At 62.4% G+C, this 23,505-nt stretch carries 27 protein-coding genes; 13 read left to right on the top strand and 14 right to left on the bottom strand.

What is annotated here, in order from left to right; translation table 11 throughout:
* Window positions 1-22: 22 nt before the first annotated feature.
* From ACJMK0_RS18500 to ACJMK0_RS18475, 6 genes are all read left to right on the top strand, one after another.
* Complete coding sequence (locus ACJMK0_RS18500; RefSeq protein WP_405240636.1) at window positions 23-751, top strand: Crp/Fnr family transcriptional regulator; 729 nt, start codon at window positions 23-25, stop codon at window positions 749-751.
* Between the two features lie 192 nt (window positions 752-943).
* A complete protein-coding gene (locus ACJMK0_RS18495; RefSeq protein WP_405240634.1) occupies window positions 944-1,672 on the top strand; it encodes a Crp/Fnr family transcriptional regulator in 729 nt (242 codons plus the stop codon).
* A gap of 164 nt (window positions 1,673-1,836) precedes the next feature.
* The gene (locus ACJMK0_RS18490; RefSeq protein ID WP_405240632.1) at window positions 1,837-2,469 is read left to right on the top strand and encodes a class D sortase; all 633 of its coding nucleotides are present in this window, start codon (window positions 1,837-1,839) and stop codon (window positions 2,467-2,469) included.
* A 14-nt stretch (window positions 2,470-2,483) separates the two neighbouring features.
* Window positions 2,484-3,113: a hypothetical protein gene (locus tag ACJMK0_RS18485; protein WP_405240630.1), complete on the top strand. Its 630-nt coding sequence runs from the start codon at window positions 2,484-2,486 to the stop codon at window positions 3,111-3,113.
* 33 nt (window positions 3,114-3,146) lie between these two features.
* Window positions 3,147-4,529: a diguanylate cyclase domain-containing protein gene (locus ACJMK0_RS18480; protein ID WP_405240628.1), complete on the top strand. Its 1,383-nt coding sequence runs from the start codon at window positions 3,147-3,149 to the stop codon at window positions 4,527-4,529.
* A gap of 512 nt (window positions 4,530-5,041) precedes the next feature.
* Window positions 5,042-5,254: a hypothetical protein gene (locus tag ACJMK0_RS18475; protein ID WP_405240626.1), complete on the top strand. Its 213-nt coding sequence runs from the start codon at window positions 5,042-5,044 to the stop codon at window positions 5,252-5,254.
* A gap of 70 nt (window positions 5,255-5,324) precedes the next feature.
* Here the strand turns inward: ACJMK0_RS18475 and ACJMK0_RS18470 are convergent, their stop codons facing one another.
* The gene (locus tag ACJMK0_RS18470) at window positions 5,325-5,879 is read right to left on the bottom strand and encodes a lipid-binding SYLF domain-containing protein (protein ID WP_405240624.1); all 555 of its coding nucleotides are present in this window, start codon (window positions 5,877-5,879) and stop codon (window positions 5,325-5,327) included.
* 226 nt (window positions 5,880-6,105) lie between these two features.
* Between ACJMK0_RS18470 and ACJMK0_RS18465 the strand changes: the two genes are divergently transcribed.
* The 5 genes from ACJMK0_RS18465 (at window position 6,106) to ACJMK0_RS18445 (ending at window position 9,992) form a co-directional block, all read left to right on the top strand.
* Window positions 6,106-6,834 carry a Crp/Fnr family transcriptional regulator gene (locus ACJMK0_RS18465; protein WP_405240622.1) on the top strand — a complete coding sequence of 243 codons (729 nt, stop codon included), beginning with the start codon at window positions 6,106-6,108 and terminating at the stop codon, window positions 6,832-6,834.
* A gap of 130 nt (window positions 6,835-6,964) precedes the next feature.
* Window positions 6,965-7,333: a PA2779 family protein gene (locus ACJMK0_RS18460; protein ID WP_405240620.1), complete on the top strand. Its 369-nt coding sequence runs from the start codon at window positions 6,965-6,967 to the stop codon at window positions 7,331-7,333.
* Between the two features lie 63 nt (window positions 7,334-7,396).
* Window positions 7,397-8,281, top strand: coding sequence for a PA2778 family cysteine peptidase (locus ACJMK0_RS18455; protein ID WP_405240618.1), 885 nt, complete (start codon window positions 7,397-7,399; stop codon window positions 8,279-8,281).
* A 162-nt stretch (window positions 8,282-8,443) separates the two neighbouring features.
* Complete coding sequence (locus ACJMK0_RS18450) at window positions 8,444-8,593, top strand: lmo0937 family membrane protein (protein ID WP_405234529.1); 150 nt, start codon at window positions 8,444-8,446, stop codon at window positions 8,591-8,593.
* A complete protein-coding gene (locus tag ACJMK0_RS18445) occupies window positions 8,574-9,992 on the top strand; it encodes a phospholipase D-like domain-containing protein (protein WP_405240616.1) in 1,419 nt (472 codons plus the stop codon). The genes ACJMK0_RS18450 and ACJMK0_RS18445 overlap by 20 nt, the downstream gene beginning before the upstream one ends.
* A 323-nt stretch (window positions 9,993-10,315) precedes the next feature.
* On the opposite strand, the gene ACJMK0_RS18440 is transcribed toward ACJMK0_RS18445, so the two are convergent.
* The 5 genes from ACJMK0_RS18440 to nhaA all read right to left on the bottom strand — a co-directional run bounded on the left by ACJMK0_RS18440 (window position 10,316) and on the right by nhaA (window position 14,168).
* A complete protein-coding gene (locus tag ACJMK0_RS18440; protein ID WP_405240615.1) occupies window positions 10,316-10,726 on the bottom strand; it encodes a hypothetical protein in 411 nt (136 codons plus the stop codon).
* Window positions 10,727-11,091: 365 nt separating this feature from the next.
* Window positions 11,092-11,271 (bottom strand): CsbD family protein, encoded by a 180-nt coding sequence (locus tag ACJMK0_RS18435; protein ID WP_405240613.1) that lies wholly within the window; start codon window positions 11,269-11,271, stop codon window positions 11,092-11,094.
* A gap of 83 nt (window positions 11,272-11,354) precedes the next feature.
* The gene (locus ACJMK0_RS18430; RefSeq protein WP_405240612.1) at window positions 11,355-12,248 is read right to left on the bottom strand and encodes an OmpA family protein; all 894 of its coding nucleotides are present in this window, start codon (window positions 12,246-12,248) and stop codon (window positions 11,355-11,357) included.
* Window positions 12,245-12,655: a DUF4398 domain-containing protein gene (locus ACJMK0_RS18425; protein ID WP_405219973.1), complete on the bottom strand. Its 411-nt coding sequence runs from the start codon at window positions 12,653-12,655 to the stop codon at window positions 12,245-12,247. Before ACJMK0_RS18425 ends, ACJMK0_RS18430 begins: the two co-directional genes overlap by 4 nt.
* 166 nt (window positions 12,656-12,821) lie before the next feature.
* Entirely contained in the window at window positions 12,822-14,168 is a 1,347-nt protein-coding gene (gene nhaA, locus ACJMK0_RS18420) for a Na+/H+ antiporter NhaA (protein WP_405240610.1), read from the bottom strand.
* A gap of 172 nt (window positions 14,169-14,340) precedes the next feature.
* On the opposite strand from nhaA, the gene ACJMK0_RS18415 reads away from it, so the two are divergent.
* The gene (locus tag ACJMK0_RS18415; RefSeq protein ID WP_405240608.1) at window positions 14,341-14,478 is read left to right on the top strand and encodes a hypothetical protein; all 138 of its coding nucleotides are present in this window, start codon (window positions 14,341-14,343) and stop codon (window positions 14,476-14,478) included.
* Between the two features lie 346 nt (window positions 14,479-14,824).
* On the opposite strand, the gene ACJMK0_RS18410 is transcribed toward ACJMK0_RS18415, so the two are convergent.
* The 7 genes from ACJMK0_RS18410 to ACJMK0_RS18380 form a co-directional block, all read right to left on the bottom strand.
* A complete protein-coding gene (locus ACJMK0_RS18410; protein ID WP_405240607.1) occupies window positions 14,825-15,268 on the bottom strand; it encodes a growth inhibitor PemK in 444 nt (147 codons plus the stop codon).
* 21 nt (window positions 15,269-15,289) lie between these two features.
* Window positions 15,290-15,559: a type II toxin-antitoxin system prevent-host-death family antitoxin gene (locus ACJMK0_RS18405; protein ID WP_405240605.1), complete on the bottom strand. Its 270-nt coding sequence runs from the start codon at window positions 15,557-15,559 to the stop codon at window positions 15,290-15,292.
* An 838-nt stretch (window positions 15,560-16,397) separates the two neighbouring features.
* Entirely contained in the window at window positions 16,398-16,940 is a 543-nt protein-coding gene (locus ACJMK0_RS18400) for a hypothetical protein (RefSeq protein ID WP_405240603.1), read from the bottom strand.
* 594 nt (window positions 16,941-17,534) lie between these two features.
* Window positions 17,535-18,575 (bottom strand): hypothetical protein, encoded by a 1,041-nt coding sequence (locus ACJMK0_RS18395; RefSeq protein ID WP_405240601.1) that lies wholly within the window; start codon window positions 18,573-18,575, stop codon window positions 17,535-17,537.
* 274 nt (window positions 18,576-18,849) lie between these two features.
* Window positions 18,850-19,230 (bottom strand): type II toxin-antitoxin system VapC family toxin, encoded by a 381-nt coding sequence (locus tag ACJMK0_RS18390; protein WP_405240600.1) that lies wholly within the window; start codon window positions 19,228-19,230, stop codon window positions 18,850-18,852.
* Between the two features lie 6 nt (window positions 19,231-19,236).
* Window positions 19,237-19,443, bottom strand: coding sequence for an AbrB/MazE/SpoVT family DNA-binding domain-containing protein (locus ACJMK0_RS18385; RefSeq protein ID WP_405240598.1), 207 nt, complete (start codon window positions 19,441-19,443; stop codon window positions 19,237-19,239).
* Between the two features lie 399 nt (window positions 19,444-19,842).
* Window positions 19,843-21,240: an aspartate aminotransferase family protein gene (locus ACJMK0_RS18380; protein ID WP_405240596.1), complete on the bottom strand. Its 1,398-nt coding sequence runs from the start codon at window positions 21,238-21,240 to the stop codon at window positions 19,843-19,845.
* A gap of 293 nt (window positions 21,241-21,533) precedes the next feature.
* Here ACJMK0_RS18380 and ACJMK0_RS18375 point away from each other — a divergent pair, with 293 nt between their 5' ends.
* Window positions 21,534-21,710, top strand: coding sequence for a helix-turn-helix domain-containing protein (locus ACJMK0_RS18375; RefSeq protein ID WP_405240742.1), 177 nt, complete (start codon window positions 21,534-21,536; stop codon window positions 21,708-21,710).
* Between the two features lie 275 nt (window positions 21,711-21,985).
* Here the strand turns inward: ACJMK0_RS18375 and cysG are convergent, their stop codons facing one another.
* Window positions 21,986-23,410, bottom strand: coding sequence for a siroheme synthase CysG (gene cysG / locus ACJMK0_RS18370; protein WP_405240594.1), 1,425 nt, complete (start codon window positions 23,408-23,410; stop codon window positions 21,986-21,988).
* Window positions 23,411-23,505: the final 95 nt, after the last annotated feature.

Genomic DNA, 23,505 nt, shown 5'->3' with positions numbered 1-23,505 from the left:
CAGCACGAAAAAGGAACCCGTATTGGCCACCCTGCCGCCCCCAACACAGCCGAACGACCTGATCGCCGCGCTGCCGCGCAGGCAGCAGGCGGGCTTGGCGAGCGCCTGTGAACCCGTCGAATTACTGCTCGGCGAGGTGCTGTGCGAGGCCGGACAACGCTCACGCTACGCCTATTTTCCACACAGCGGCTTGATCTCCCAGGTGACGGCGCTGGACGGACACAAACCCCTCGACATGGGACTGATCGGCCGGGAGGGCATGCTGGGCGCCACGGTGCTGCTCGGCGTTGACGAGGTGCCGATGCGGGCTGTCGTCCAGAGCCCGGGCATTGCCATGCGCATTCCGATTGGCCTGCTGCGTCGGGAACTGCGCAACAGCAGGGGACTGCGAAAGGTTTTGGGGCGATATCTGTATCTCCGGCTGCTGGAAGTTTCGATGAATGCGGCTTGCACGCGTTTTCACCAGATCGATCAGCGGCTCGCCCGCTTGCTCCTGCTAACCCATGATCGCAGCCGCACCGGAAGTTTCCACCTCACTCACGAGGCGCTGGCCGATATGCTGGGGGTCCGTCGGAGCGGCGTGACCGTGGCGGCCGGAACGCTGCAGGCCGCCGGGGTCATCGGCTATTCCCGGGGGGAGATCACGATCCTCGATCGTCCCGCTTTGGAATCCGCATCGTGCGAGTGCTTCGGGAAGCTGAACGGGCGCCGGGACCAGCTTCAGGGACGTAGCCTTCAGGGGCAGTCCTGATCGCGGATAACAGGGCGAGGGTCGACTCAGCGCGATCGAGGGCAGGGTCGGGGAGATTGCCGGGCATTGAGACTCCGGCAAGGATCGTTCGCCGTATCGTGCCGGCGCGGTCAGGGACGCTTCTGTATGTCAGCGTACACAGGGAGTCCGAAGATCGTACAATAGACGGCAGGTATCGACCGGAGCCGCTCAATGTCCGCTGGCCGTACCGTCCAGCAAAATTCTCTTCTGGCCGCCCTCCCCGCGCCGGTGCGGGAGCGATTGGCTCCGAACCTGAAACTGGTGGTCATGCCGCTGGGCAAGGTCCTGTACGAGTCCGGAGACAAAGTCCGGGACGTCTACTTTCCGACAGACTCGATTATCTCCCTGCTGTACGTAATGGAAAGCGGCGCCTCCGCGGAAATCTCGGTGATCGGCCGCGAAGGGATCACCGGCGTGGCGCTGTTCATGGGTGGTGAGTCCACGCCGAGCCGGGCGATCGTGCAGAGTGCCGGCCAGGCCTATCGGCTGCCCGGGCAGGCGCTCATGGCCGAGTTCAATCGCCATGGCGATTTTCAGCACTACATGCTGCGTTATACGCAGGCACTGATCACCCAGATGGCGCAGACGGCGGTGTGCAATCGCCATCACAAAATCGACCAGCAGCTATGCCGCTGGCTGCTGCTCTCCCTGGACCGCCTGCCGGACAACCGGCTGGTCATGACCCAGGAACTGATCGCCAACATGCTCGGCGTACGTCGTGAAGGGGTCACCGAAGCCGCCCACAGACTCCAGGAGCTGGGCATCATCGACTACCACCGTGGCCACATCACCGTGCTGGACAGGCCCGCGCTGGAGCGCCAGTGCTGCGAGTGTTACGCGGTGGTGAAGAAAGAAACCGATCGGCTACTGCCTTACTCCGCCGCCCCCTCCGGCAACTGAACCGGACCCGACCGTGCGGCACCGTCCCAGTGGCCGTCCAGGATCCGTGATCCGTCCCTGCGCCACCCCGGCCTGCGTGCGCTTTCGCACAGACGGCTAATCGCCTTGTGCCCGACACTGACAGTTGCTCCCCGGGGTCATACAACCGGCGGCGGGCAAGGGCTATGAAAATTTTGGAAACTTTACTGTGGGTCGCGGGCGTAACCCTGCTCTCCTCCTACGTTGGCGCTCTCTACTGGGGCGAGCAGCAGCGCCAGGAAGGGCTGGCCTCATTTGCAACGGCAACGGCAACGGCGCAGCAGCCCGCACCCGAACAGTGGCTCGTTCCCCCGCCGGCGAACGAGCCGCGGCCCCGCGAGATTCCGCTCACTGCCGCAGCAGCTCCCGTTCCGGATGCGGTGATCGCGGTACTCCGGATTCCCGGCATCGCGCTGGAGGTGCCCGTCTACGAAGGCACTACGGCAGACGTGCTCCGTCGCGGTGCGGGGCTCGTTGAGGGCACGGCTTTTCCCGGCAGCACGGGCAACGTCGGCATCGCCGCGCATCGTGATACCCATTTCCGGGCCTTGAAGGACGTAGCGGTCGGCGATCTCGTTGAGCTGAACACGCCGGAGAAGACCCGCTTCTATCGCATCACCGCACTGGAGGTCGTCGACCCGGGTGATGTGCATGTGCTCGACGATACCGGCGAGTCGATGCTTACGCTGGTGACCTGCTACCCATTCTATTTCGTCGGCAATGCGCCACAGCGCTTCATCGTACACGCCGTTGTGACTATGCCGAGTGGTTTCCTGTAGACAAGGAGGACGTGATGAAGACTACACACAGCAAAACTCTCGTATGCCTGACGGCAATGGTGCTCAGCGCCTCATTGCCCGGTGTCGCCAACGCACAGCAAGAGCAATTCCCGAGAGAACGGGAACAGACGAAGAGCTGCGCCGAGGTGGACTGGAACCCGGAAATGCTCCGCAACCACCCCCGACTGATCGAGGCGTGCCGTGAAGTCGTCATCGCCAGTGGCGAGAACTGGGCGCGGTTCGAGGCGAAGTTCGTGCGTGTCGAGCCGGACGGCAAGGTCACCTTCAGCATCCGCGACAGGCGCGACCGCTCTATCGAGGCCGTGACGTTGCAGCCCGCGATGAACCAGGTCGCCTACATCGACAATCGGGCTACCCCCTTTGCGCGGCTGCGTCGTGACCAGCTCGTCAATCTCTATGTCCCGGAGGGGACGTATGGTTTCGTGACCCAGCCCGGGGCACCGCCCGAGCAGATCGCCGAGGTGGCAACACCGGTAACGCCGCCGGCAGCGACTCGCGTCGCCGCAACGCAGACCCGTGCGGAAATGCTGCCGGCCACTGCCAGCCCGCTGCCCTGGCTGGCTCTTGGCGGATTTCTGTCGCTGCTGGGAGCCCTGGCCGTGCGCACCGGGCGCAGGACCTGAAGGCGGCCGTGGCGAGGTCATGACGAGCGGCACATGAGCGAGACAGGGACGGCTCGAAGCATTGCGACCACACCGGCTGCCAGCTCCGGGCCGGATCTGTTCGGCCCGGAGCTGGCACTCCGGCTCTGCGAATTCTCCCCGCTGGGCGTCTGCGTCTCCGACACGGAGGGACGATGCCTCTACGCGAACGCCGCCTACCTTGCGATCACGGGACTCACGCCTGCACAGGCCCGTGGCGCGCGGTGGAGTGCGTCGCTGCAAGCGGATGACCGCGAGCGGGTGAATACCAGGTGGCTGCATACAGTCCGGACCAGGCAACCGTTTCAGACGGAGGTCAGCATCAATCGACCGGATGGTCGCGCCATGTGGACACGGCTGCATGCCTCGATGGCGCCGGACCCGCACGATTCCGACGCCATCCTTTTAATTTTGGAGGATATTACGGAGCGCAGATCTGCCGACGCCGTGTTGCAGCGGACGGAAGCCGCGCTGTTCGCCGAGAAAGAGCGAGCACTGGTGACGCTCGATTCCATTGGTGACGCGGTGCTGGTTACCGACCTGGCCGGCAACCTCACCTTTCTGAACCTGCAGGCAGAGACTCTGACCGGCTGGCCGCGCGAAGAGGCGCTGGGCCTGCCTCTGGAGCAGATCTTTCGCCTCATCGACGGGACGTCACGTGATACCGCTCCCAATCCGGCAGAGCGTGCCATCGCCGAAGACCGCACGGTTGGCCTGGCGATCGGCTGCGTGCTCCTGAGGCGCGATGGGACCGAGCTCGGCATCGAGGATTCTGCGGCCCCCATCCACGACCGTGACGGTGCCGTGACCGGCGCCGTGATCGTCTTCCGCGATGTGGTCCAGTCACGGCTCATGTCCGAGCGCATGGCCCACCTCGCCCTGCACGACCATCTGACCGGGCTGGCCAATACGGTGCTACTGCAAGAACGCCTGAACCAGGTTGTCAGCCTCGCACGCCGTCGTCGTCAGAAGCTCGCTCTTCTGTTCATCGACCTGAACTCGTTCAAGGCAGTCAATGATAACTACGGCCACGATTTTGGCGACGACGTACTCAGGACGATCGCCCGCCGCCTCGAGGCTTGCGTGCGGGACAGCGACACGGTCTGTCGGCGGGGCGGTGACGAGTTCGTAATTCTTTTAACTGAGATCGCGTGCCGACGGGACGCGGCGCGGGTAGCCAGGTCGGTGCTGGCCGCCATTTCCGCGCCACTAACAATCGGTGACGAATGCGCCGGGGTCAGCGCCAGCATAGGCATCAGTTTCTATCCCGACCACGGTCACCACATAGACGCCTTGATGCGGCGCGCCGATCTCGCCATGTACGACGTTAAAGCCGGCAGTGGTCAGGAGGGTTTCCGCTTCGCCCCGCCAGCAGCTGCCCATGCCTCGCCACTGTAGATCGCCGTTTTGGCCAATCGCAGCGACTGTCCTGCGATTCCCGGCTCCGCATCACTCCATCTCGCAGGAATACATATGACACACAGTAACGCGGACGCTAGCTATCCAGGCAGGACATCCACAGTTATTGCAGAGCGGATTATCGGTCCTGCGAGATCTCCCGTTGAGCATTTTTCCGCGGCATTTGTCGCGTCGGCAAAGTTCATACTTTTATCTCCGCCTCATGCCGATCGCGCACGGTACGTGGCGAGGTGGAACGCGGCGTTAGTCGAGAAACCTGCCTCACCTACCCTCCTGGCCATGCAGGACTGGGAGAACGAGGGAGGGGCGCTGCCGTACTCCCCGGGAACTCCGAAGATTTCGGCGGACCGGTTGCGCCGCCGCAAGTCGCCTCCTGGTGGCGCCATGTGCTCCAGCGCACCGACTGCGGAAGCGGCGCCGGGCCATGCTTGATCCGTGGCCGCACCAGCAATCGGCCAGACCCAGTTCTCTTATTTCCGGAAGGTCTCTTTATGAACATTGCAAAACTGCTACTTCTTCTGACCGTGGCATCATTCACGGTCACCGCCTGTGATTCGAATGACGGCGCGGCCGAGAATGCGGGCGAGGCTATCGATAAGACGGGACAAAAGATCAAGGATGTAGCCAAAGACACTGGCAACGCGATTGAAGATGCCTGTGAAGACATCAAGGACTCCGTCAACGCAGACGATACCGATTGCTGAATATCTGGATCCGCTCAGGACAGTTACCCCTTTGCATGGCCGGGCAAGCCCGGCCATGCGATCCGCACGTTTACTTGGCCTGGTAGCTGAAGTTCTGCCCACCCACCGCGGCCTCGTACATTAGCCCGGCCTCGTCCATGGTGAACACGGCTACGCCGTCGGTGTACTTCGCGTTGGCGCCGGCGCCCGACTTGAGGGCCACAGCGGTGGCCTGGGCGGTCAAACCGAGATTTCCCTGCTTGAAAATCTCAACCGCTTCATTCGACTCGAAGGCAATGATTTCCGAGTAGGACTGCCCGCCGAGTTGCATGCCGATGGTCGCTTGCGTCAGGTCACAGTAACCCACTGCGCGGCCACCCTCGTAAAGCACGCCTTTGCCGTAGGCGCCACCGAGGCCCGCCGCAGCCTTGCCGACCGTCGGGAAAACCGCATAGCCGGCGGCCGAACTGAAAACCAGCCCGAGTGTCGGGTCGGCGGCTTTCGCCGCGGCCAGCACCGCGCCGGCGTCCTTCTCGATCGCCGCCTTACCTTCGTCCGACGCCGGCGCAGTGGCGCAGGCACCGAGAGTCAACGCGACGACCACTCCGGCTGCCAAGTACGTCATTCCAGTCAGAATCCTGTTCATCGGGGTTCCTCTTACAGCACCAGGTGCTGTCGTAACGTGGCACTTCGCCACCTGCCGACAGGATCGTCCATACGGGCGGAGAGTTCGGTTCGATGACGCACACGCCTGCCCCGGGGATCGGCGACGTGGCTCAGGCGATGCGCGCTGTATGTACGATGGCGCACGGACGGGACAATGCCCCGGCAATAGCCTGTCAGGCACGAACAATAGCCCACAGGCGATCTCAATGCCGACCAGCCCTGCCCCGGAACAAAACCACCTGCTCGCCGCCTTGCCGAAGGAAGCGCAGCTACGCCTGTTTCCGCATCTCGAACCGGTGGAAATGCCCCTCGGAAAGGTTCTCTACGAATCGGGCGAGTCGTCACGGCAGGTCCATTTCCCGACCGACTCGATCGTATCCCTGCTGTACGTCATGGAGAATGGCGCATCGGCGGAGATTTCCGTGGTGGGCAACGAGGGTATCGTCGGCATCGCGGTGTTCATGGGCGGCGAGAGCACCACCAGCCGCGCAATCGTGCAGAGCGGGGGTCACGCCTACAGGCTGGCCGGCCAGCTGCTCAAGGACGAGTTCAACCGACATGCAGACCTGCAGGTGCTGATGCTGCGCTATACCCAGGCGCTGATCACGCAGATGGCGCAGACCGCCGTCTGCAACCGCCATCACAGCATCGACCAGCAACTCTGCCGCTGGCTGCTGCTGTCCCTCGATCGGTTGAGGTCGAGCGAACTGACCATGACGCAGGAACTGATCGCCAACATGCTCGGCGTGCGCAGGGAAGGCGTCACCGAGGCCGCACGCAAGCTGCAACGGCTCGGGGTGATCGATTATCACCGCGGTCGCATCGAGGTGCTGGACCGCGAAAGACTCGAGGGTCTGTGCTGTGAATGCTATGCGGTTGTCAAAAAAGAGTCCGACCGTCTGTTGCAGCACAAGAAGTCCGGACAGCCCCGCTAAGTTCGCTAGCGCACAGATAGCTACCCGTCGCTACGGTTATCTTCAGCGCTGAAGACAATCGATCGCTGCGATTCCATTGCCATGCATGGCGCGTGGCGCACCTCGCAGCCATCCCCCCAGGAGTCGGATCATGAAAAATATGAATAGTGTCGTGATAGCCCTCACCCTCGCCGCCATGCTGGTGAGCTCACTGCCCGCCCGTGCGGGCATCGTGGGCACGGAACAGATGGTGGCGCAGGAAACCCGGGCGCATACGCTGGACCGGATCGAGTTGATACTCGCGCAGGAGACGGTCGCCTCCCAGCTCGCGGACTGGGGTGTGGCACCCGAAATGGTCCAGGCGCGAATGGCGGCCATGTCGGACGCCGAGCTGCAGCAGCTGGCGACCAGCATGGAGACTGATCCTGCCGGCGGCGTACTGGCCGTGATCGGCGTGGTGTTCGTGGTTCTGTTCATTCTCGAACTGACAGGCGTCACCAATATTTTCACCCGGATCTGAATTCCTGGTTCGCGATGGCCGCGGCCGCGTACAAACGCTGCCGCGCCACGGTCGCGCTCTGCCATGCGTGCGCAGATCCTGATCCTGGCGACTATCGCCCCGCTGGTGCTTAGCGCCTGCGCGGTGGGCCCCGAGCGCCAGGTACTGCGCGAGGCCGGGTCGCCCGTCGAACTCGTCCGGGTACCCTTTTTCCCGCAGGATGAATACCAGTGCGGACCGGCCGCGCTCGCCACCGTGCTGACCCACAGCGGCGTCGATGTGACGCCTGCGCAACTGGTCTCACACGTCTACGTACCCGACCGCCGGGGCAGCCTTCAGGCCGAAATGCTCGCGGCGGCTCGCACTCACGGGCGCGTCCCCTACGTGCTGCCCGAGACCCTCGCACCGATACTCGCGGAGCTGCGGGACGGGCACCCCGTCCTGTTGCTGCAGAACCTCGGCCTCGATCGGTGGCCGGTATGGCATTACTCGGTATTGGTAGGGTTCGACCCTGCCGCGGAGAAACTCCTGTTGCGCTCCGGCATTACCCGCCGCGCGGAGCGCGGGGCCGTTCCGTTCCTCGCCAGCTGGGACCGTGGCGGGCGCTGGGCCATGATAGCGGTCAAAGCCGGCGAACCGCCCGCCAGCGCCGATGTGCTCGGCTGGCTGCGAGCGGTGGCACCGTTCGAGTCGACGGGAAACCTCGAGCTCGCCGCGGAGGGTTACACGGCAGCCGTTGCGCGCTGGCCGGGAGAGGCCATGGCATGGACAGCGCTGGGAAACGTGCGCTACCTGCAGCGCGACCTGGCGGCGGCGGCAGCGGCCTACCGGCAAGCGCTCGAGCTGGAACCGGGCTTTCCCACGGCCCGCAATAACCTCGCGCAGACCCTTGCCGAACTCGCGAACGCGGGGGATGGGGCCAGCCAGGAAACGAATGCCGGTTCAATGGAATCCGCCGGCAGTCCTTAGGGCCTTCCCCGCGGGCAGAATACCTGACTCCGGAAGTCCACCTGCGGGCGAAGCCATCGGTGCGAGACCGCACAGAGGGAAAGGCGGAAAAGGAACACAATTTCGATATGGGGGAGGCAGTAAACGCACTCCCACCGGACACACACCTAACGGAGCACAAGCATGCTGTACACAATTGCTGTCGTCCTTCTCGTTCTCTGGCTGCTGGGATTGGTCTCCGGCACCACCATCGGTGGTTTCGTCCACGTGCTGCTGGTGATCGCGGTGGTCATGGTGCTGTTACAGATCATCAGTGGCCGACGGTCCTTATAGACTGGCCGACCGGAGGGCGCAGTTCGCAGGTGGCCTGCTGGTGCTGGCCCTGGCTGGCTGCGCGGCCTTGCCGATGGTGGAATTGGACGTGCCGGTTCCCGTGGAGGTCGAGTTCCAGGGCGAGCATGGCACCGTCTCGGATGCACGCGGCGAACAGCTGCTCGGGCAGCTTGAACGGGAAACGGCAGCCCCCGATATGCTGCGAACGCACCTCGCCTATGAGCAGTCCGTCGCCATCGACAGCCCGCTGGTACTCGGGAACAAAGTCACGCTGCTGCAGAATGGCCCGGATACTCATGAGGCGATGTTGGAAGCGATCCGGGCGGCCGCCGACCACGTCAATCTCGAGACGTATATCTTTGACGATGGCGAGTTCGGCCAGGAGTTTGCCGCGTTGTTGCTGCAAAAGCAGGCGGCCGGTGTGCAGGTCAACGTCATGTACGACAGCGTCGGCGGCCTCCTGACGCCACAGTCATTCTTTGACACGCTGCGCGAAGCCGGCATCGCGGTGCTCGAATTCAATCCCGTGAACCCGCTGGCGAAGGACCCGAAGACCTGGCGGATGAATAACCGCGATCATCGCAAGCAGCTGGTGGTCGACGGCCGCATCGCGTTTATCGGCGGCGTGAACATCAGCGTCGGTTATTCGAGTGTCCCGCTGGGCAAGCCGGCGTCCGCGCTTAAGCCTACCGTTGCGCCCGACGATGGCGAGGGCTGGCGCGACACGCACATCCAGATCGAGGGGCCCGCTGTGGCCGAGTTCCAGCGGCTGTTCCTCGACTCATGGACCCGGCAGGCCGAAGCTCCGCCGGCACCGAGGGAGTACTATCCGGAGCTGCCCGCGCAGGGCGACGAGATCGTGCGCGCCATCGGCAGCCGATCGGACGAGCAAGCCAGCCCGATCTACCTGACGCTGGTGTCCGCGATCTCACGCGCGGCGGCCGAAGTCCACCTGACGGTTGCCTACTTCGGGCCCGACCCGGTCCTGCTCAAGGCGCTGACCGACGCGGCACAACGCGGCGTGAAGGTCAGGCTGGTATTGCCCAGCCATACCGATTCGGCGGCGATCTTCCACCTCGGCCGCTCGTATTATACGACGCTACTGAAGGCCGGTGTGGAGATCCACGAGCGCCAGGGCGCGGTGATGCACGCCAAGACCGCCGTCATCGACGGCGTGTGGTCGACCATCGGTTCGAGCAATCTCGACTGGCGCAGCTTCCTGCATAACGACGAGATCAACGCCGTGGTGCTGGGCGGGGAGTTTGCGCGGCAGATGAACGCGATGTTCGCGCAAGACCTGGCGGAGTCCGAGCAGATAGTGCTCGCGGAGTGGCGGCGCCGCTCCCTGTGGCTGCGGATCAAGGAGCGCTTCGCGCGATTCGGCGCCTATTGGTTGTAGTTGCACCCCCTGGACGTATCCCGGTGCGCCGATTGGCGTCGGCGGTCCCGGATTTGCTCAGCGACCCGCCGAGACGGCTCGCGATCGGAGGAAAAGGTTAAGCAAGAGCCTCAGGCCGGCATTCGCCGCCTGGATCAAAGCCAGAATCCGCAAGCCGTGCAGCCGTTCGCTGCGGTGCAGAGCCACCCCGAACAGAGCGGCCGCGACCAGGGCGCCGGGCGATATCATGCGCCTGCCGGCAGAGTTCGTGACGCCACCGACGGCGACGCCGATACGAGCATGCCGCAGGGCAATGCGATGCTCGGTCTCCCGTATGCTAGATCTCAGGGACATGCGGCCAGCGGCCTCAGCTTGCGCTGTGTGGCGGGCCAGCCCAACCGCGCACTGGTGCGTCTGAGCAGCAGCCAGCCAACGAGAGCCAGCAGGACGTTGGTTGCGGCAAGTAACGTCATGGCCATAGCCGGCGCCACACCGACACTGATCAACACCAACACCGCCGCGCCGGTTAGCACGAGCCATGCGCTCGCCAGCACCAGGGCAGAGAAGACTGCAATACTTGCCATCCAGAGAACACGTCCGATGAACAGGCGGCTCTCCAGCGTGGCCAGTTCGAGGTGATCGTGAACCAGCCCACAGACCTCGCGGGCAAGACTGGCGGCGTGTCCGACAAGATCCGGTGGCGGCGCTGACGTGTCACTTGCCGCCACCGGACGGTCGTCTTCCTGCAAAGACATGGGCTGCCGCCGAACCTAGCGCGCGGCCAGCAACCGGCTCAGCAAGTAGCCTGTGGCCACCGCTGCACCTATCGTTAACACGGGGTGGTCCCGCATGTAGCCGGCTCCCGCCGCGTAAAGCTCCTCGCCCTTCACGCCCGCCTTGTTGCCGGCCCGCGCCACAGCATCGGTGGCCTGACTGGCCGCCTCATCGGCCCTGCTGACGGCATCGTGTGCACTGGACGCCATACGATCTATGGCGGGGTGAGCCGCCTCTGCCGCCGCATGAATGCCGCTAAGGGCGCCGGCGGCCAGGTTGTCAACTCCGTCCGTCCTCGCGTTTGTGCCGGCGGTAGCACCGTCAGGCAGTTCGCTTGTCGCGCGGCTCACTCGGTGACCTCCTTGACCTCGCTCTTAAGCTCGCCGTAACTTTCCTGTACCGAGCCTTTGGCATGCTCGAGCTTGCCTTCGCGCTCCATTTCCTCGTTGTCGATGGCGCGGCCGGTCACTTCCTTGATCTTGCCTTTGGCCTTGTGCAACTCGCCCTTGATCTTTTGCTTGTTCATGATTACAGCCTGCTTTCAGTGGTGGTTGGTGAAAAACGGCCCGCCGGGCTTGCGCCGGACGGGCCTGAACATTGCCAGAAGACTCAACTGGTGCTGGAAAGCGTCGTTGCATTCGAGATGATCACCTCGACGCGACGATTCTGCTGCCGGCCCGTAGCGGTATCGTTGCTGGACACCGGCGAGCCCTGACCGAGCCCGAGGGTGGTCAGGCGATCCGCCTGCACGCCGCGGCCGACCAGGTAGCTCTTCACCGACTCCGCGCGACGCTGCGACAGGAACTGGTTCGACTCCTCGCTGCCCACGCTGTCGGTGTGGCCTTCGATCAGAACGGTGCGATCGTCGTACTCGTCGAGGAAGGCCGCCAGCTTGTCGAGGTTGGCCCCCGCGCCACCGGTCAGATCGGACTTGCCCGTGGCGAACAGAAGATCGCCCAGGGTGACGACCAGACCGCGATCGGTCTCACGGGCATTGAGCTCCGTGATCTGGCGCTGCAATTCCAGGCGCGCCGCCCTTGAAGCGGCAACCTCGTCGCGTGCGCTGGATGCGTCCGCCCTGGCGGAGTCGGCGTCGGCGCGAGCGGACTGCGCATCACTGCGCGCGCGGTCGGCTTCCTGTGTACGGGCCTCGAGTCGGGCGCGTTCGCTCTTCTCGCTCAGGGCCTGACGCTGGTCCTCGTACTGACGGCTCTGGGCGCGCGCGCGGGCAATCTCGACTTTCTGGTCAGCCAGCAAAACCAGGTGGGTAGCGTACTTGCCATCCGGATGAGGCGCTTCGGCTGCTTTGACGGCTGCCTCCGCTGCCTTCATCTCCACCGGCGCACGGGTGGCGAGATGGGAATCGGACTGGAGTGCGGTCAGCTTGACGCGGGAATCGAGCGGTGCTTCCGGCGCCTCCGGCGTCGTCGCACAGGCAGACAGAAGGAAGAAACCCGCGACGACCAGCGCCGCTCGGCTTGATGTCATGGCTGTGGCGTTCATTGACTTTCTCCTGTGGCGCGCTGCATTTCCTGCTTCAGAGTGTCAATGCTCTGCTGCATGTCGTCGTTGACGGCCTTGGCCTTCAGCTCCTCGGCCCGGGCCAGGGCGACTTCGGCATGCGTGCGCGACTCGATGGCCAGGTATTCGGCATCGATCATCCGCTCTTCGCGCGCCGCGGTGTTGGCCGAAGCCAGCTTCGTGCGCGCCGTCGTGAGTTCGGAGGACGCATAATCGGCGACGCGGGCCTGTTCGGCATTGGAAATCGCCGACTCGGCTGCCTGCAGCGCCTGGGTTGGAGGCACGGGTGCCGTGGCACAGCCTGCCAGCACAAGAAGGCCGGCAGCGGACAGTGCAATGAAGAAAGGCGATCCGCGGATCGCCCGAATGGCGGGATGTTGTTTGTGCATGTCTGGTGTCCTGTGAAGAATGCGGTATGCCAGAGCATCCTCCGCCTTTGACACAGGGAGTTCTGTGCGGTGGCGCACCCCCACCGGCCGCTCCGCGCAGGTCACACGGTGCCGGGCTCCGGCATCGGCCTTGTCGAAGCGACTTTCCGGCGGCTACGGTGCGCGGTCACGCCGGCCGCGCGGTCCGGGCCTTGCCGGTGGTCACCCATGTCAGCACCGCAAGTCCCGCCAGCGCGGAAACGATCGACCCCAGGAAGATACCGAGTTTGGCGCTGTCGATGAGGTCATCGCCAAAGGAAAGACCGGCAATAAACAATGCCATCGTGAAGCCTATCCCGGCGAGCAGAGCGCCGCCGGCGACCGTCGCCCAGCCGAGTTCCGGCGGGCGTATGGCAATCCCCGTGTGCACGGCCAGCCAGCTGAACGCAAGGATACCGACGGGTTTGCCGATGACGAAGGCGACAATCACGGCGATCATGACGGCGCCGTCAAGACTGTCGAGAGAGAGTGTTACTCCAGCGTTGGCAAACGCGAACAAGGGCATGACGACAAAGCCGACCCAGGGATGCAACGCGATCTCCAAACGCTCGACAGGAGACAGTGTTTCGCGTGCCGCGACCTCCGCGACCTGGAGCGTCTGACGATCTTCAGTGCCGCCAACACCCTCCCCGCTGTCAGGATGTGCTATGACCTGATCGAGAATGGCGTACAACCGCTCGTCGCTGACCCATCTGCGCGCCGGCGTCATCAAACCGAGCACCACGCCGGTGATCGTCGGGTGAACTCCTGACGCGTCGACGGCAAGCCAGATCAGGGCGCCGATCAGAAAGTAGAGCGGAAAACCGCGGAAGCCTGAAAGCGCCATTGCACGCACCACGGCGATGCCAAGAGCAGCCAGGCCGAGGGGCAGGACAGCGATTTCACTGCTGTAGCCGACGGCAACAACGAGAATGGCACCTATGTCATCCACGATAGCCAGCGACAACATGAAAACCCGCAGAGACTGTGGGACGCGTGAACCCAGCAACGCGAGACAGCCGATGACGAACGCGGTGTCGGTGGCCATCACCGTGCCCCAGCCGTGCTGGCCCGGTTGCCCTGCCTGCATCGTCAGATAGAGCAAGGCGGGCACCAGCATTCCTCCCAGTGCGGCCGATATCGATAGCGCTGCCATGCGCGGATTGCGCAATTCGCCGAGTACCAGCTCGCGCTTGAGCTCAAGCGAGACCAGAAAGAAGAACAGCGTCATCAGCGCATCGTTGATCCAATCTCTCAACGTACGGGTGAACTCCCAGGCGCCCACCCGGAACCCGACCTGTGTTTCCCATAAATTGAAAAAGGAATGCGCCCAGGGCGAATTGGCAAGGACGAGAGCGGCAACGAGGAAAACCAGGAGAACCGCGCCGCTTGAGGCCTCAATCGCCAGGAATTGCCTGACCGGCCTTGCGAGCCGATCGAGCAGCACCTTCGGAAGGCGTTTCGTGTCGACGTCGGCATGCGGTTGGTCTTTCACGATACCGGCCTGATCAGGCGATGCAGCGATTCAATGTGATGCGACCATGGGTATGGGTGCAATCTGGGTAGTGTTCCCGGGAGTGGTGTAAATCGAGGGCGGTGGGAGCGGCCATCGCGGGTCTCCGTAAACTGGATGTTGCGACACATTCAAAGAACGGAGAGGCACCACGATGACCGAGGATAGGATGGCATTGCTCGAGCTCGGTGAGAAGCACGCAGACGGAGATTTTCTGAGGGAGCTGGGGCAGTGGATGCTGCAGCGGCTGATGGAGCTGGAGGCTCAGATGTTGATTCATACAGAGAACTGATCCGGGATTTGCATTTAGTATTCACCCGGATAATCTGCGCCAGGCGACTGAGGCAAAACGTCAATCGGGCGAGCCATTCGGGCCAATCGACGATACAAATATTCGGTGAACTCGGCTCACTATTCGGCGCAATTCGACAGCGTATTCGACTTGAGCCGCCTCCCGTGTTCGAGAGACCGCCTCCGTGAGTCAGGCGACAGAGCGAATCTTTCATCGCTCTGGCAGGATCATTAGTCGCCTGCGGATTCATCCAAAGAATCGGGGAGGTCGCCAGAGCCTTGGCGACGTCCAGTGATATCGAATATCAGAACTCTTTGCGTGCCCACCCTAAACGTTATCCCACCGATCAAGCTTCGTCATCACGAGACGTTTCGGTAATCCGCCCACTTCGCCTGAGTTGCGCGAACCGCTTCACGATCCTTTCGAAGAACCGCGGCGGCAACAAGCCATAGTCGTAACGGCCGGGTTGACCGGAAATTGGCCGCAAGTCATAGCCCGGCCAGGTAAAGACATTGACGTCCTCGAGTACGACCCAGCAGGGATCGCTGTCCAGCCCCAGGTGTGCGGCTACTGGCCGGGGGATTTTAATCGCCGTTTCCGGATCGGAGTGCGGACTGTGCGTGATGGGTAACACGGCAACAAACGGTCGATCTTCCTCGGCGCGTTTCACAGCCATGACGACCGCGCAAGGTCGAGGCTTGCGACCCTCTGCGTGGCCGGCGGCTGCCTCATCGCTCCAGAGATAGGAATAAGAAACGACGAGGCCGACCTCCGGATCCGGGTATGCCATCGCCGCCGCTTCGCCTGCCGATCAGTCTTCGTTCAGGAGTTCGTTGAGATGATCATGGGCCGAATCCATCTGCGCACCCTCGATGGCATCGGCAATATCGGCCGGCAAATTATCGAGCCTGTAGACGCGCCGCTCGAACGCACGCAGGCGCTCCAATTCGGCATATTCGCGGGCCGATACGAAATAGCCGCTGATCCGCCCGTGGCTCGTGATAGCCACCGGTTCCCGCTGTGCCTCTTCCTTGTAGCGCCCGAAACGTTTGGCAAATTCTGTGGCGGTGGTCGCGATCATAAGGGGGCTCTGACTATCCGTATATGCCGGATAATACGGAATTTACGGCATAACGTCAATCATCGCTGATCTCACTCGTTCAGCCCAGGTTGCAGCCGCTGACGATCTGACGCACACCTCAGTGCGGTTCCGCAGACTTCACCAACGCCGGATCGGCGAAGCCGTCCCATAACGTGCCCTGCCACCCCGTAATCCTCCCGTTATCGTGACAGACCGGGCAATGCCAGTGAATGCTATCAAGGTCGTCCACGGCCGGATACGAAACCACGATACCAGGGCACGGACGATGCCCGGGCCGGCGACGGCAGCGGACTGTGGGCGGGCCATCGATACCCGTCGTAGCATCCACAACGATGCTGGCAAAGTATTCTGCGAGCCGTCGAGCGCGAGGCGGCATCTCCGCCATGGCGCCGCTGGCCGTCAGGTAGTGCCGAAGATCGGTGACCCAGGTGTTACTCATAAGCGTAGCGCAATACGACCGTGTGGGGCGCAGCCCTCAATAATCTCATCGCCGGCGGCAGCGCCGATACCAAGGCGCTGTGGTCCTCGCTCCCCGATACAGTGAGGTTACTGCGAATTGCAATCAAGAAATTGGGGGACGAATTTGAACCGAGCTCTGCAATCCCTTTTCCCGGTAAAACGTCGAGGAAGTCGGGTGCGACATCGGTGCGACTTGCGAATAGACTGAACTCGTAACTTTCTGATCCTGGATCGCTTTTCCGATTCCTTCCGTCCAATCCATCATCGGCGCAACCTGTATTTCTCGGCGATGTGGGCAGCTATTCATGTGGGGCATGGCAGAGATGACATCGTAGATGAATACATGAGCGCTACCCCATCACTTTCTCTCGGTCGCCGTTCGCTCCAAAAAGAGCCTCACCTCCGGCGCCGTTTCGATACCCTCCTCCCTCAGCCACGTCGCCAGTGCAGACCAGTCCATGTTCTCCGACTGCTCAATTGCGACGAGGACAGCCTGCTCCAATGACTGCGGTTCCGACCAGACTACTGCCGCGATCAGTCTATCCATTACCGAATGTGTAGGCGTGATGATTCTCAGACGCCCGACAGAAGTCTCGAGGACGGTGCATTGCGACGGATCCACACAAGTACTGCCGAATCCGAGTGGGCCAGGCGGGAACTCGAGATACCACGCGGTAAGAGGATGTTCGAACACTGAGAGCCGAGGTCTGCCTTTCCTGACAAAGCCTAGCGGTGACAGCGCACGCTCGAGGTCGTCGACGAGCGCATTCGTAACGAAATCAAGATCCTCGGACAGGTAGCGATTCGCCGAATAGATCGACACTGCGGCACCACCCGACAGCGTCGCGACGATGCAGGCTTTCTCCAACGCCTCGGAGACAACGGTCGCCAGTTCCGTCAAACTCGTGTCCTCCGAAATCATCGGACAAGCCTACCGCTTCCCCTGCCTTCGGGGGCGGCGCCTTTCCCGATAGTATCTTCTGATTGTCTCTTCCGGGAGCCGCTCGAGCATCTCCCGCAGAAAGACTCTGAGGGCGTCGGAAACCGGACCCTGCTTGAAGTAGAAGACCCGCGTCGGGCCCTCCATTCGGCTGACGAGGAGTCCCAATTCCTCGAACTTGCGCAGCTGATTCTGAACCTGATTCAGAGAAATGCCGTAGGTTCTCGCCATTTCCGACGCGTAACCCCTGCCGTAGTTTTCCAGGTACATCAGTACTCGGTAGGCGGACTCGCTGCCGAACAAGCCGACTAAAGGACGTTCTGAGATCCGGGGTTGCTGCATGGTACTCACCTACTTGTTGGGTGATTATACCTATTTCTTTGGTGGAATCTTCCCCGACCCATTTACCGACCACCTGTCGCAGAGCGCGGGATTTTTTCCCAGAGAAGTCGCGAGGCGAATTTTTCTATGCTGTCCCGGACCGGTCGGTCCTCTATCCCGCGAATTCGTGGATGAGCAGGTCACACCGCCGTCCCAAGAGGCAACGAGACTGGACTATGAGAGATCATCCAGAGCACCGTCTGCCACGATTATTCTCCTCTTCTTACGAAACGGCACTATGGACGGATCGTAGTTAGTCTGAATATCCCGAAATTGCTCTTCCAGGAACCGAAAAGCCGCCTGTTCTTCCTCGTCGATCAACGCAGCAAGCTCCGACGAATCACCAGCAATACGCTGGCAGTCGGCGCAAAACCGCCGAAACCTTACCGCATCGAGGGCGCGCTGGTCGGAGAAAACAAACTCGATGTTGCGCTCAACGCCCCGCTCTGTGCGCTGGATATACACCCTTTGCATTCCCTGGTCGTTAAATCGTTCCAGGAGTCGCGAATGACAGTTCCGAAGATACTCGTAATACCGACGTTGCAGCTCATCCAATTGAGGTTCCATGCCTCCTGCTTCCACACGCATATCCCAAAACGATCCGCCTTTCTCCCGCTTGCCGTGATCGCTCCCCGCAACGTATCGATGCGGTATCAGCGACCGGATTCTCTCCGCCCCGGCGTTATCGAGACTATCCGTCAGGTATCTCGCGAGCGAGACGATCGTGGCATAGTGAAACTCCCCGTCGATATTCAGTCTGGCCCAGCATGGGTACAGGTCACCCTGAAAGGTACGTATCTCATACGCCGGATCCTCCGTCTTTCGCGCCTGCTCCTGGAACTCATGATCATGGCGGGCATATTCACCCACCGTCGCAAAATCCAGCAGCGTGACACCTTCTGCAAAGCACTCATTCAAAAAGAAATCATTGTCACCAATGCCTTGAAAGGGCAGAAGCGTGCTATTCAGCCGTAGATATTTTTCGTCATCGAATCCCTCCAACACGTCTTTCATTGCTTCCTCTGTCTCGACGTCAAGTCCAAACAGGGAACGCAACACGGATTGGCGAATAAGAAACTTTCGCTCTTCGGGGATGATCAGTCGATACTGCTCTTGCTGCGCAGGCGACCAGGCGTAGTATTCGGGCTCGGCGCGGATGATCGCCCGGCGAAGGATTGCCTGGCGATCAGTCGAAGACAAGTTGCGGGTTTTCATATCTCAGTCGGGTCTGGCCCCATTGTCTCGGACCAGATGATCAGGCACATTGGACTGGCCTAGGTTTCCGGATACAGGCTGCTTCACATAGTTGTTGAATTGCGCCGAATACCGAGCCGAATTCACCGAATATTTGCATCGTCTATTGACCCGGATGGCTCGCCAACTAGATGTTCTGCCTCAGTCGCTTGGGACAGATGACCCGGGTGAAGACTCAATGCAAATCGCGGGTCAGTTTACTGTACAAAGCAACAGCCTCAGATCCTGAGGCGACTCAACGCTTTTGCCTGGCCCGGAAGCGCACGCCATCAAGACCCTTGAAATCGGCATCCTGGGTCCAGACGATGCCCTGAACACTCTGTGCGGTGGCGTAGATTATGCTATCAGCAAGAGGAAGCTTGTGACGCAGACCCGCTGCGGCTGCCCGAAGGGCAAGAGCAGAATCCAGGTCGATGACCTCACCCTGCTGCATGACTGCGATATATTTCAATGCCAGCGCTTCGTCGCGCTGCTGTGCGATCCGCTTGAAGACTTCCAGCAAGGTGATCGATGGCACGACCAGGGCAGCCGTATCCTCGATGGCGTCGGCGAAGTGTTCAGCATTTGGCCCGTCGGCAAAATACTCCAGCCATGCCGAGGAGTCGACGATGTTCATTGGGCACTAGACGCGGTCCGCATCTCGCGGGACATCGGTATCCAGTCCGCGGAGCGATCCCCGAAGGCTCCTGGCACTGCGTAACGGAATCAACTCGATGCGGTCCTCGAACTGAACGACCTGCAATCGTGTCCCGGGCTTCAGGTTGAGCGATTCGCGTACTTTCAACGGAATCACCACCTGATACTTCGGGGAGACCTTGGTTGTTTCCATGGGCCGAGCCTCTACAATCGATCAGCTATTCGTTTTACGATAATATCATCGATCGAATTGTACCGACAGGCTCCAGTCGGAATTCGATTCATATTCCATATTCTGCAATCGCAATTTTTCGGGTTTCCGGCCAGATACACTGGTGCGACATGGGTGCGACTTCCGATCACACTCGATTCGTACGCTACTGAATCATCACGGGAATTTCGATCCCATTCGCCCAATCCATCATCGGCGCAAGGCGTTCTCCGCTAGGGTGTCTTTCTGACGCGGGCCGCTGCACTTGCGTAGTGCAGCCCGTTCTGAACTTTGGGCGATCGCTCTTTCCGCCCATGCGCGTAGCTGTTCGCCATGAAATCCATCGACTGCGACGCATAGCGAGCTGGAGTATGCGTAAGCTCAAAAGCCGGCCACCCCCGTCGGCCAGGCAGGGCTGTCCCCGTAGTCCTGCCCGTGTCCGTCCACCCAGGCGATGGCCTCCTCCATGATCCCCAGCCCTTCGCGCAGCACGGCCTCGTCCATGTTCAGCGCCGGATAGAGCCGGATCGCGGACTCGCGATCGCTGATCGCCCAGACGCCATTGTCCAGCATTCTGCTGCGCACGGCGCGGGCATACCACCAGTCCTTCTCCCCGGGATGCGGACTCCGGAAACCGACGCCCATGAGCAGCCCGTTCGCGCGTACCTCCTTCACGATGCCGTAGCGCTGCCAGCCCGCCATGATGTCGGCCGCGAGCGCGCCGAGCCGAGCCGCGTGTTCCACGACACCGTCGCGCTCGAAGATCTCCAGTGTCTTCAGGCCGGCGGCACAGCCTGCCGGCGTGCCCGCGAAGGTGGAGCCGCTCACGAAGTCGTCGGCGTCGCCCAGTATCTCGTCCCGCGCCGCGATGCCGGCGCAGGGGGCGATACCGCCCGAGAGATTCTTGCCCACCACCAGGATATCCGGCACCACGCCGTAGTGCTCCACCGCCCACATTTTCCCGGTACGGCCGAGACCGGTCAGCACCTCGTCCACGATCATCAGCCAGCCGTTACGGTCGCAGATCTCGCGGATGCCCTGCAGGAAGTTGCGCGGCGGTATCCAGTTGCCGCCTTCGGCGAGGCCCGGCTCCACCAGCACGGCGGCGATGTTGTCGCGGGGCGCGATGCAGCCCGGGATGTGGTTGTCCAGGTACCAGAGACAGTATTCGGCGTATTGCCCCGCCTCTATCCCCGCCGGGCGCCGGTCGCTGTAAGGATAGGGCGCCTTGATGATGCCGCCGTCCCAGGCCTCCAGATAGCGCATGGCGCCCGGGTCGTAGCCGCTCATGAGCTTGGTCGCGAGGGCCGAACCGTGATAGGCCGAGGCGAAGGTGATGACGTAGCGGCGCTTCGTGTGGGTCAGCGCCAGATACACCGCCGCTTCGGCCGCCTCGGTACCGGACACCTCGTAGCTGAAACGCGGCAGCGCGCGCTCCGGCATGATATCCGCCAGCCTCTCCGCCAGGTCGTAGCGCAGCGGGTGGTCGTAGTGGAATCCGTAGCGCCGATGGGCGGCGTCGACCGCCTCGACCACCTCCGGATGAGCATTTCCCAGCGGGTTGGTGGCCCAGCCGTTCTGGAAATCAATATATTGGCGGCCGTCCAGATCCCAGATGAAGTCGCCCGCGGCACGGTCGATCACGATCTGGTTGGCCGTACGGAATCCGCGCCGGCCGGCTTTCTCCATCTCCGCATCGAACTTCAGCCCGTTGCGGAACAGGGGGATGCCACGCTCGAGCATCCGGCGCGTCTTCGGGCCCGGGAAACGGTCTGACATGTCTGCTACTCCCCTCTTCCTGCCAGAGGGGAGCATAACCGAGACCATCCCGAGCGATCATCCGGGCGGTTGCACGAGCGTGGTGGATTGAGAATCATCTACTACTGTTTCACAAGCGCTCACCAGATCTGGTTCTTCACGATTTGCGGAAAGAACGAGGCAACCGATCTTAAGACCGATGAGAAAAGAGCACTGAGAATGGCCATCCATGCCGAGCTCGACGCCAGGAGGCAGCAATCATGAACAAAAAGCGCAAGTTGTTCGACGAACTGATCCGCGAAACCCGGTAACGTCTGAACGTCTCCCGCGCCGTGTTCGCCCGGCGTCTACGGGTCTCTACTCGTACCCTGAAAAACTGGGAGCAGGGACGGACCCGGCCTAACGTCCAGGCTGCTGCCCTGATTTTAATGGTAAGAAAGTTTCCTGATACGCTCGATAAGCTGAGTGGCCTGGGGAACCAGGCTCCATAGCAAGCAGAGATTCTGGTCCCGGCTGTAACCCGAATTTCATGGCAAAAGGGCTGGAGAACAGGGTGCGACATCGGTGCGACTTGCCGATAAAGTGAGTCCGTAAGCCGCTGATACTAAATCGCTATTCAGATTCCTTCCGTTCGATCCATCTTCAGCGCAGCCTGTATTTCTCGGCGATCTGGGTAGTTACTCATGTCGCTCATGGCAGCAATGTCATGAGGATGCGCAGCCTGTGAACTCCGATCGAGTACCCTTCCGTAGCCTGTCCGGCTGCATCAAGCCGACAGCGCCACCGGTAGCCGGTTCGCTTCGCCCTCGAACCAGCCCAGCCTGCCCGCAAGCGATGCCACCTCGCCAACGAAGACAACGGCGGGCGGCTGCACCCGGTAACGGTCCGCCAGTTCGCCGAGTTCCGCCAGCGTTCCCCGGATGACCCGCTGCCGCGGGGTACTGCCGTTCTCGACGAGCGCCACCGGCGTGCTCGCCGCCCGGCCGTGCTCGAGTAATCTCGAGCGGATGGCGTCCAGGCGCCCGACGCCCATGTAGAAGGCGAGAGTCTGGCGGTCACGCGCGAGCGAGGCCCAGTCGAGCCGGTCGATGGAGTCCTTGCCGTGGGCGGTGATCAGTACGACCGACTGGGAGTGATCGCGGTGCGTTAGCGGAATACCGGCGTAGGCTCCGCAGGCAGCGGCAGCGGTAATACCTGGCACCACCTCGAAGGGCAGCCCGGCATCCGCGAGCGCCTCCGCCTCCTCGCCTCCTCGGCCGAAGATGAAAGGGTCGCCGCCCTTCAGACGGCAGACCTTGCGCCCCTCCCGCACGAGCCGAACGAGCATGTCCGAGATCTCCTCCTGAGAGACACAGCGGCCGCCGGGTGTCTTGCCGACGGGTACGCGCTCGGCATCCCGGCGGGTGAGTTCGAGCACTTCCGGCGTGACCAGCCGGTCGTACAGCACAACATCCGCCTGCTGGGCCACCTGCAGCGCGCGCAGGGTCAGCAGTCCCGGGTCCCCCGGCCCTGCGCCGACGAGCCAGGCGATACCTGCCGCCGGTGCGCCACCGCCACGCACCGTCGAGGACAGCGTCCGCGACAGCAGGTGATCGGCCGCGGAGGTCCTGCCCGCGTATGCCGCATCCGCGACGGGCCCCGAGAACACGCGCTCCCAGAAGCGCCGCCTTGCCGCGCCCTCTTCCAGGCGCTTTGCCACCCTCCTCCGCCATCGCCCGGCAAGCGCGGCGAGGTCACCGAGCCTCGCGGGCAACAGGGACTCGAGTTGCTCGCGCAGGCGCCTGACGAGTACCGGCGCAGTGCCGCCGGAGGAGATCGCCACCATGACGGGAGAGCGGTCGACGATGGCCGGCATGATGAAGCGGCAGGCGTCCGGATCGTCGACCACATTGCAGAAGACGCCTCGCCCGTCGGCGAGTTCGGCCACCCAGCGGTTGAGCGCCTGATCGGAGGTGGCTGCGATCACCAGCCGCTGGCCGTCGAGGTGCGCCGGTTCGAACCCGGCGGCAACGTGCTCGAGGGCATTCGCGCCTGCCGCGGCCTCGAGCTCGGCCACCAGCGACGGTGCCACCACCGTCACCCGGGCGCCGGCGGATGCCAGCAGGCGGTACTTGCGTGCGGCCGTCGCGCCGCCACCCACGATGAGGCAGGGCACGGCGCGCAGTTGCAGGAAAATCGGCAGGTAGTCCATCTGTCGCTCGGCGTTTCAGACCTCATCGACTATAGGTACCCATGCTCCTGCACGGAAATAATGAAAGAGTCTGGCGACATGCCGAGGCGATATAA

This window comes from Lentisalinibacter orientalis (assembly GCF_040706535.1).
In the GTDB taxonomy this organism is placed as follows: domain Bacteria; phylum Pseudomonadota; class Gammaproteobacteria; order Steroidobacterales; family Woeseiaceae; genus Lentisalinibacter; species Lentisalinibacter orientalis.
The sequence above is the reverse complement of the archived record's forward strand: the minus strand, read 5'-3'. Positions and strand labels throughout refer to the sequence as shown.

Bases quoted from the DNA above. Each gene is read 5' to 3' on its own strand.
- ACJMK0_RS18495 (WP_405240634.1), top strand. From the start codon at position 944: ATGTCCGCTGGCCGTACCGTCCAGCAAAATTCTCTTCTGGCCGCCCTC.
- ACJMK0_RS18490 (WP_405240632.1), top strand. From the start codon at position 1,837: ATGAAAATTTTGGAAACTTTACTGTGGGTCGCGGGCGTAACCCTGCTC.
- ACJMK0_RS18485 (WP_405240630.1), top strand. From the start codon at position 2,484: ATGAAGACTACACACAGCAAAACTCTCGTATGCCTGACGGCAATGGTG.
- ACJMK0_RS18480 (WP_405240628.1), top strand. From the start codon at position 3,147: ATGAGCGAGACAGGGACGGCTCGAAGCATTGCGACCACACCGGCTGCC.
- ACJMK0_RS18475 (WP_405240626.1), top strand. From the start codon at position 5,042: ATGAACATTGCAAAACTGCTACTTCTTCTGACCGTGGCATCATTCACG.
- ACJMK0_RS18470 (WP_405240624.1), bottom strand. From the start codon at position 5,879: ATGAACAGGATTCTGACTGGAATGACGTACTTGGCAGCCGGAGTGGTC.
- ACJMK0_RS18465 (WP_405240622.1), top strand. From the start codon at position 6,106: ATGCCGACCAGCCCTGCCCCGGAACAAAACCACCTGCTCGCCGCCTTG.
- ACJMK0_RS18460 (WP_405240620.1), top strand. From the start codon at position 6,965: ATGAAAAATATGAATAGTGTCGTGATAGCCCTCACCCTCGCCGCCATG.
- ACJMK0_RS18455 (WP_405240618.1), top strand. From the start codon at position 7,397: ATGCGTGCGCAGATCCTGATCCTGGCGACTATCGCCCCGCTGGTGCTT.
- ACJMK0_RS18450 (WP_405234529.1), top strand. From the start codon at position 8,444: ATGCTGTACACAATTGCTGTCGTCCTTCTCGTTCTCTGGCTGCTGGGA.
- ACJMK0_RS18440 (WP_405240615.1), bottom strand. From the start codon at position 10,726: ATGTCTTTGCAGGAAGACGACCGTCCGGTGGCGGCAAGTGACACGTCA.
- ACJMK0_RS18435 (WP_405240613.1), bottom strand. From the start codon at position 11,271: ATGAACAAGCAAAAGATCAAGGGCGAGTTGCACAAGGCCAAAGGCAAG.
- ACJMK0_RS18430 (WP_405240612.1), bottom strand. From the start codon at position 12,248: ATGAACGCCACAGCCATGACATCAAGCCGAGCGGCGCTGGTCGTCGCG.
- ACJMK0_RS18425 (WP_405219973.1), bottom strand. From the start codon at position 12,655: ATGCACAAACAACATCCCGCCATTCGGGCGATCCGCGGATCGCCTTTC.
- ACJMK0_RS18415 (WP_405240608.1), top strand. From the start codon at position 14,341: ATGACCGAGGATAGGATGGCATTGCTCGAGCTCGGTGAGAAGCACGCA.
- ACJMK0_RS18410 (WP_405240607.1), bottom strand. From the start codon at position 15,268: ATGGCATACCCGGATCCGGAGGTCGGCCTCGTCGTTTCTTATTCCTAT.
- ACJMK0_RS18405 (WP_405240605.1), bottom strand. From the start codon at position 15,559: ATGATCGCGACCACCGCCACAGAATTTGCCAAACGTTTCGGGCGCTAC.
- ACJMK0_RS18395 (WP_405240601.1), bottom strand. From the start codon at position 18,575: ATGAAAACCCGCAACTTGTCTTCGACTGATCGCCAGGCAATCCTTCGC.
- ACJMK0_RS18390 (WP_405240600.1), bottom strand. From the start codon at position 19,230: ATGAACATCGTCGACTCCTCGGCATGGCTGGAGTATTTTGCCGACGGG.
- ACJMK0_RS18385 (WP_405240598.1), bottom strand. From the start codon at position 19,443: ATGGAAACAACCAAGGTCTCCCCGAAGTATCAGGTGGTGATTCCGTTG.
- ACJMK0_RS18380 (WP_405240596.1), bottom strand. From the start codon at position 21,240: ATGTCAGACCGTTTCCCGGGCCCGAAGACGCGCCGGATGCTCGAGCGT.
- cysG (WP_405240594.1), bottom strand. From the start codon at position 23,410: ATGGACTACCTGCCGATTTTCCTGCAACTGCGCGCCGTGCCCTGCCTC.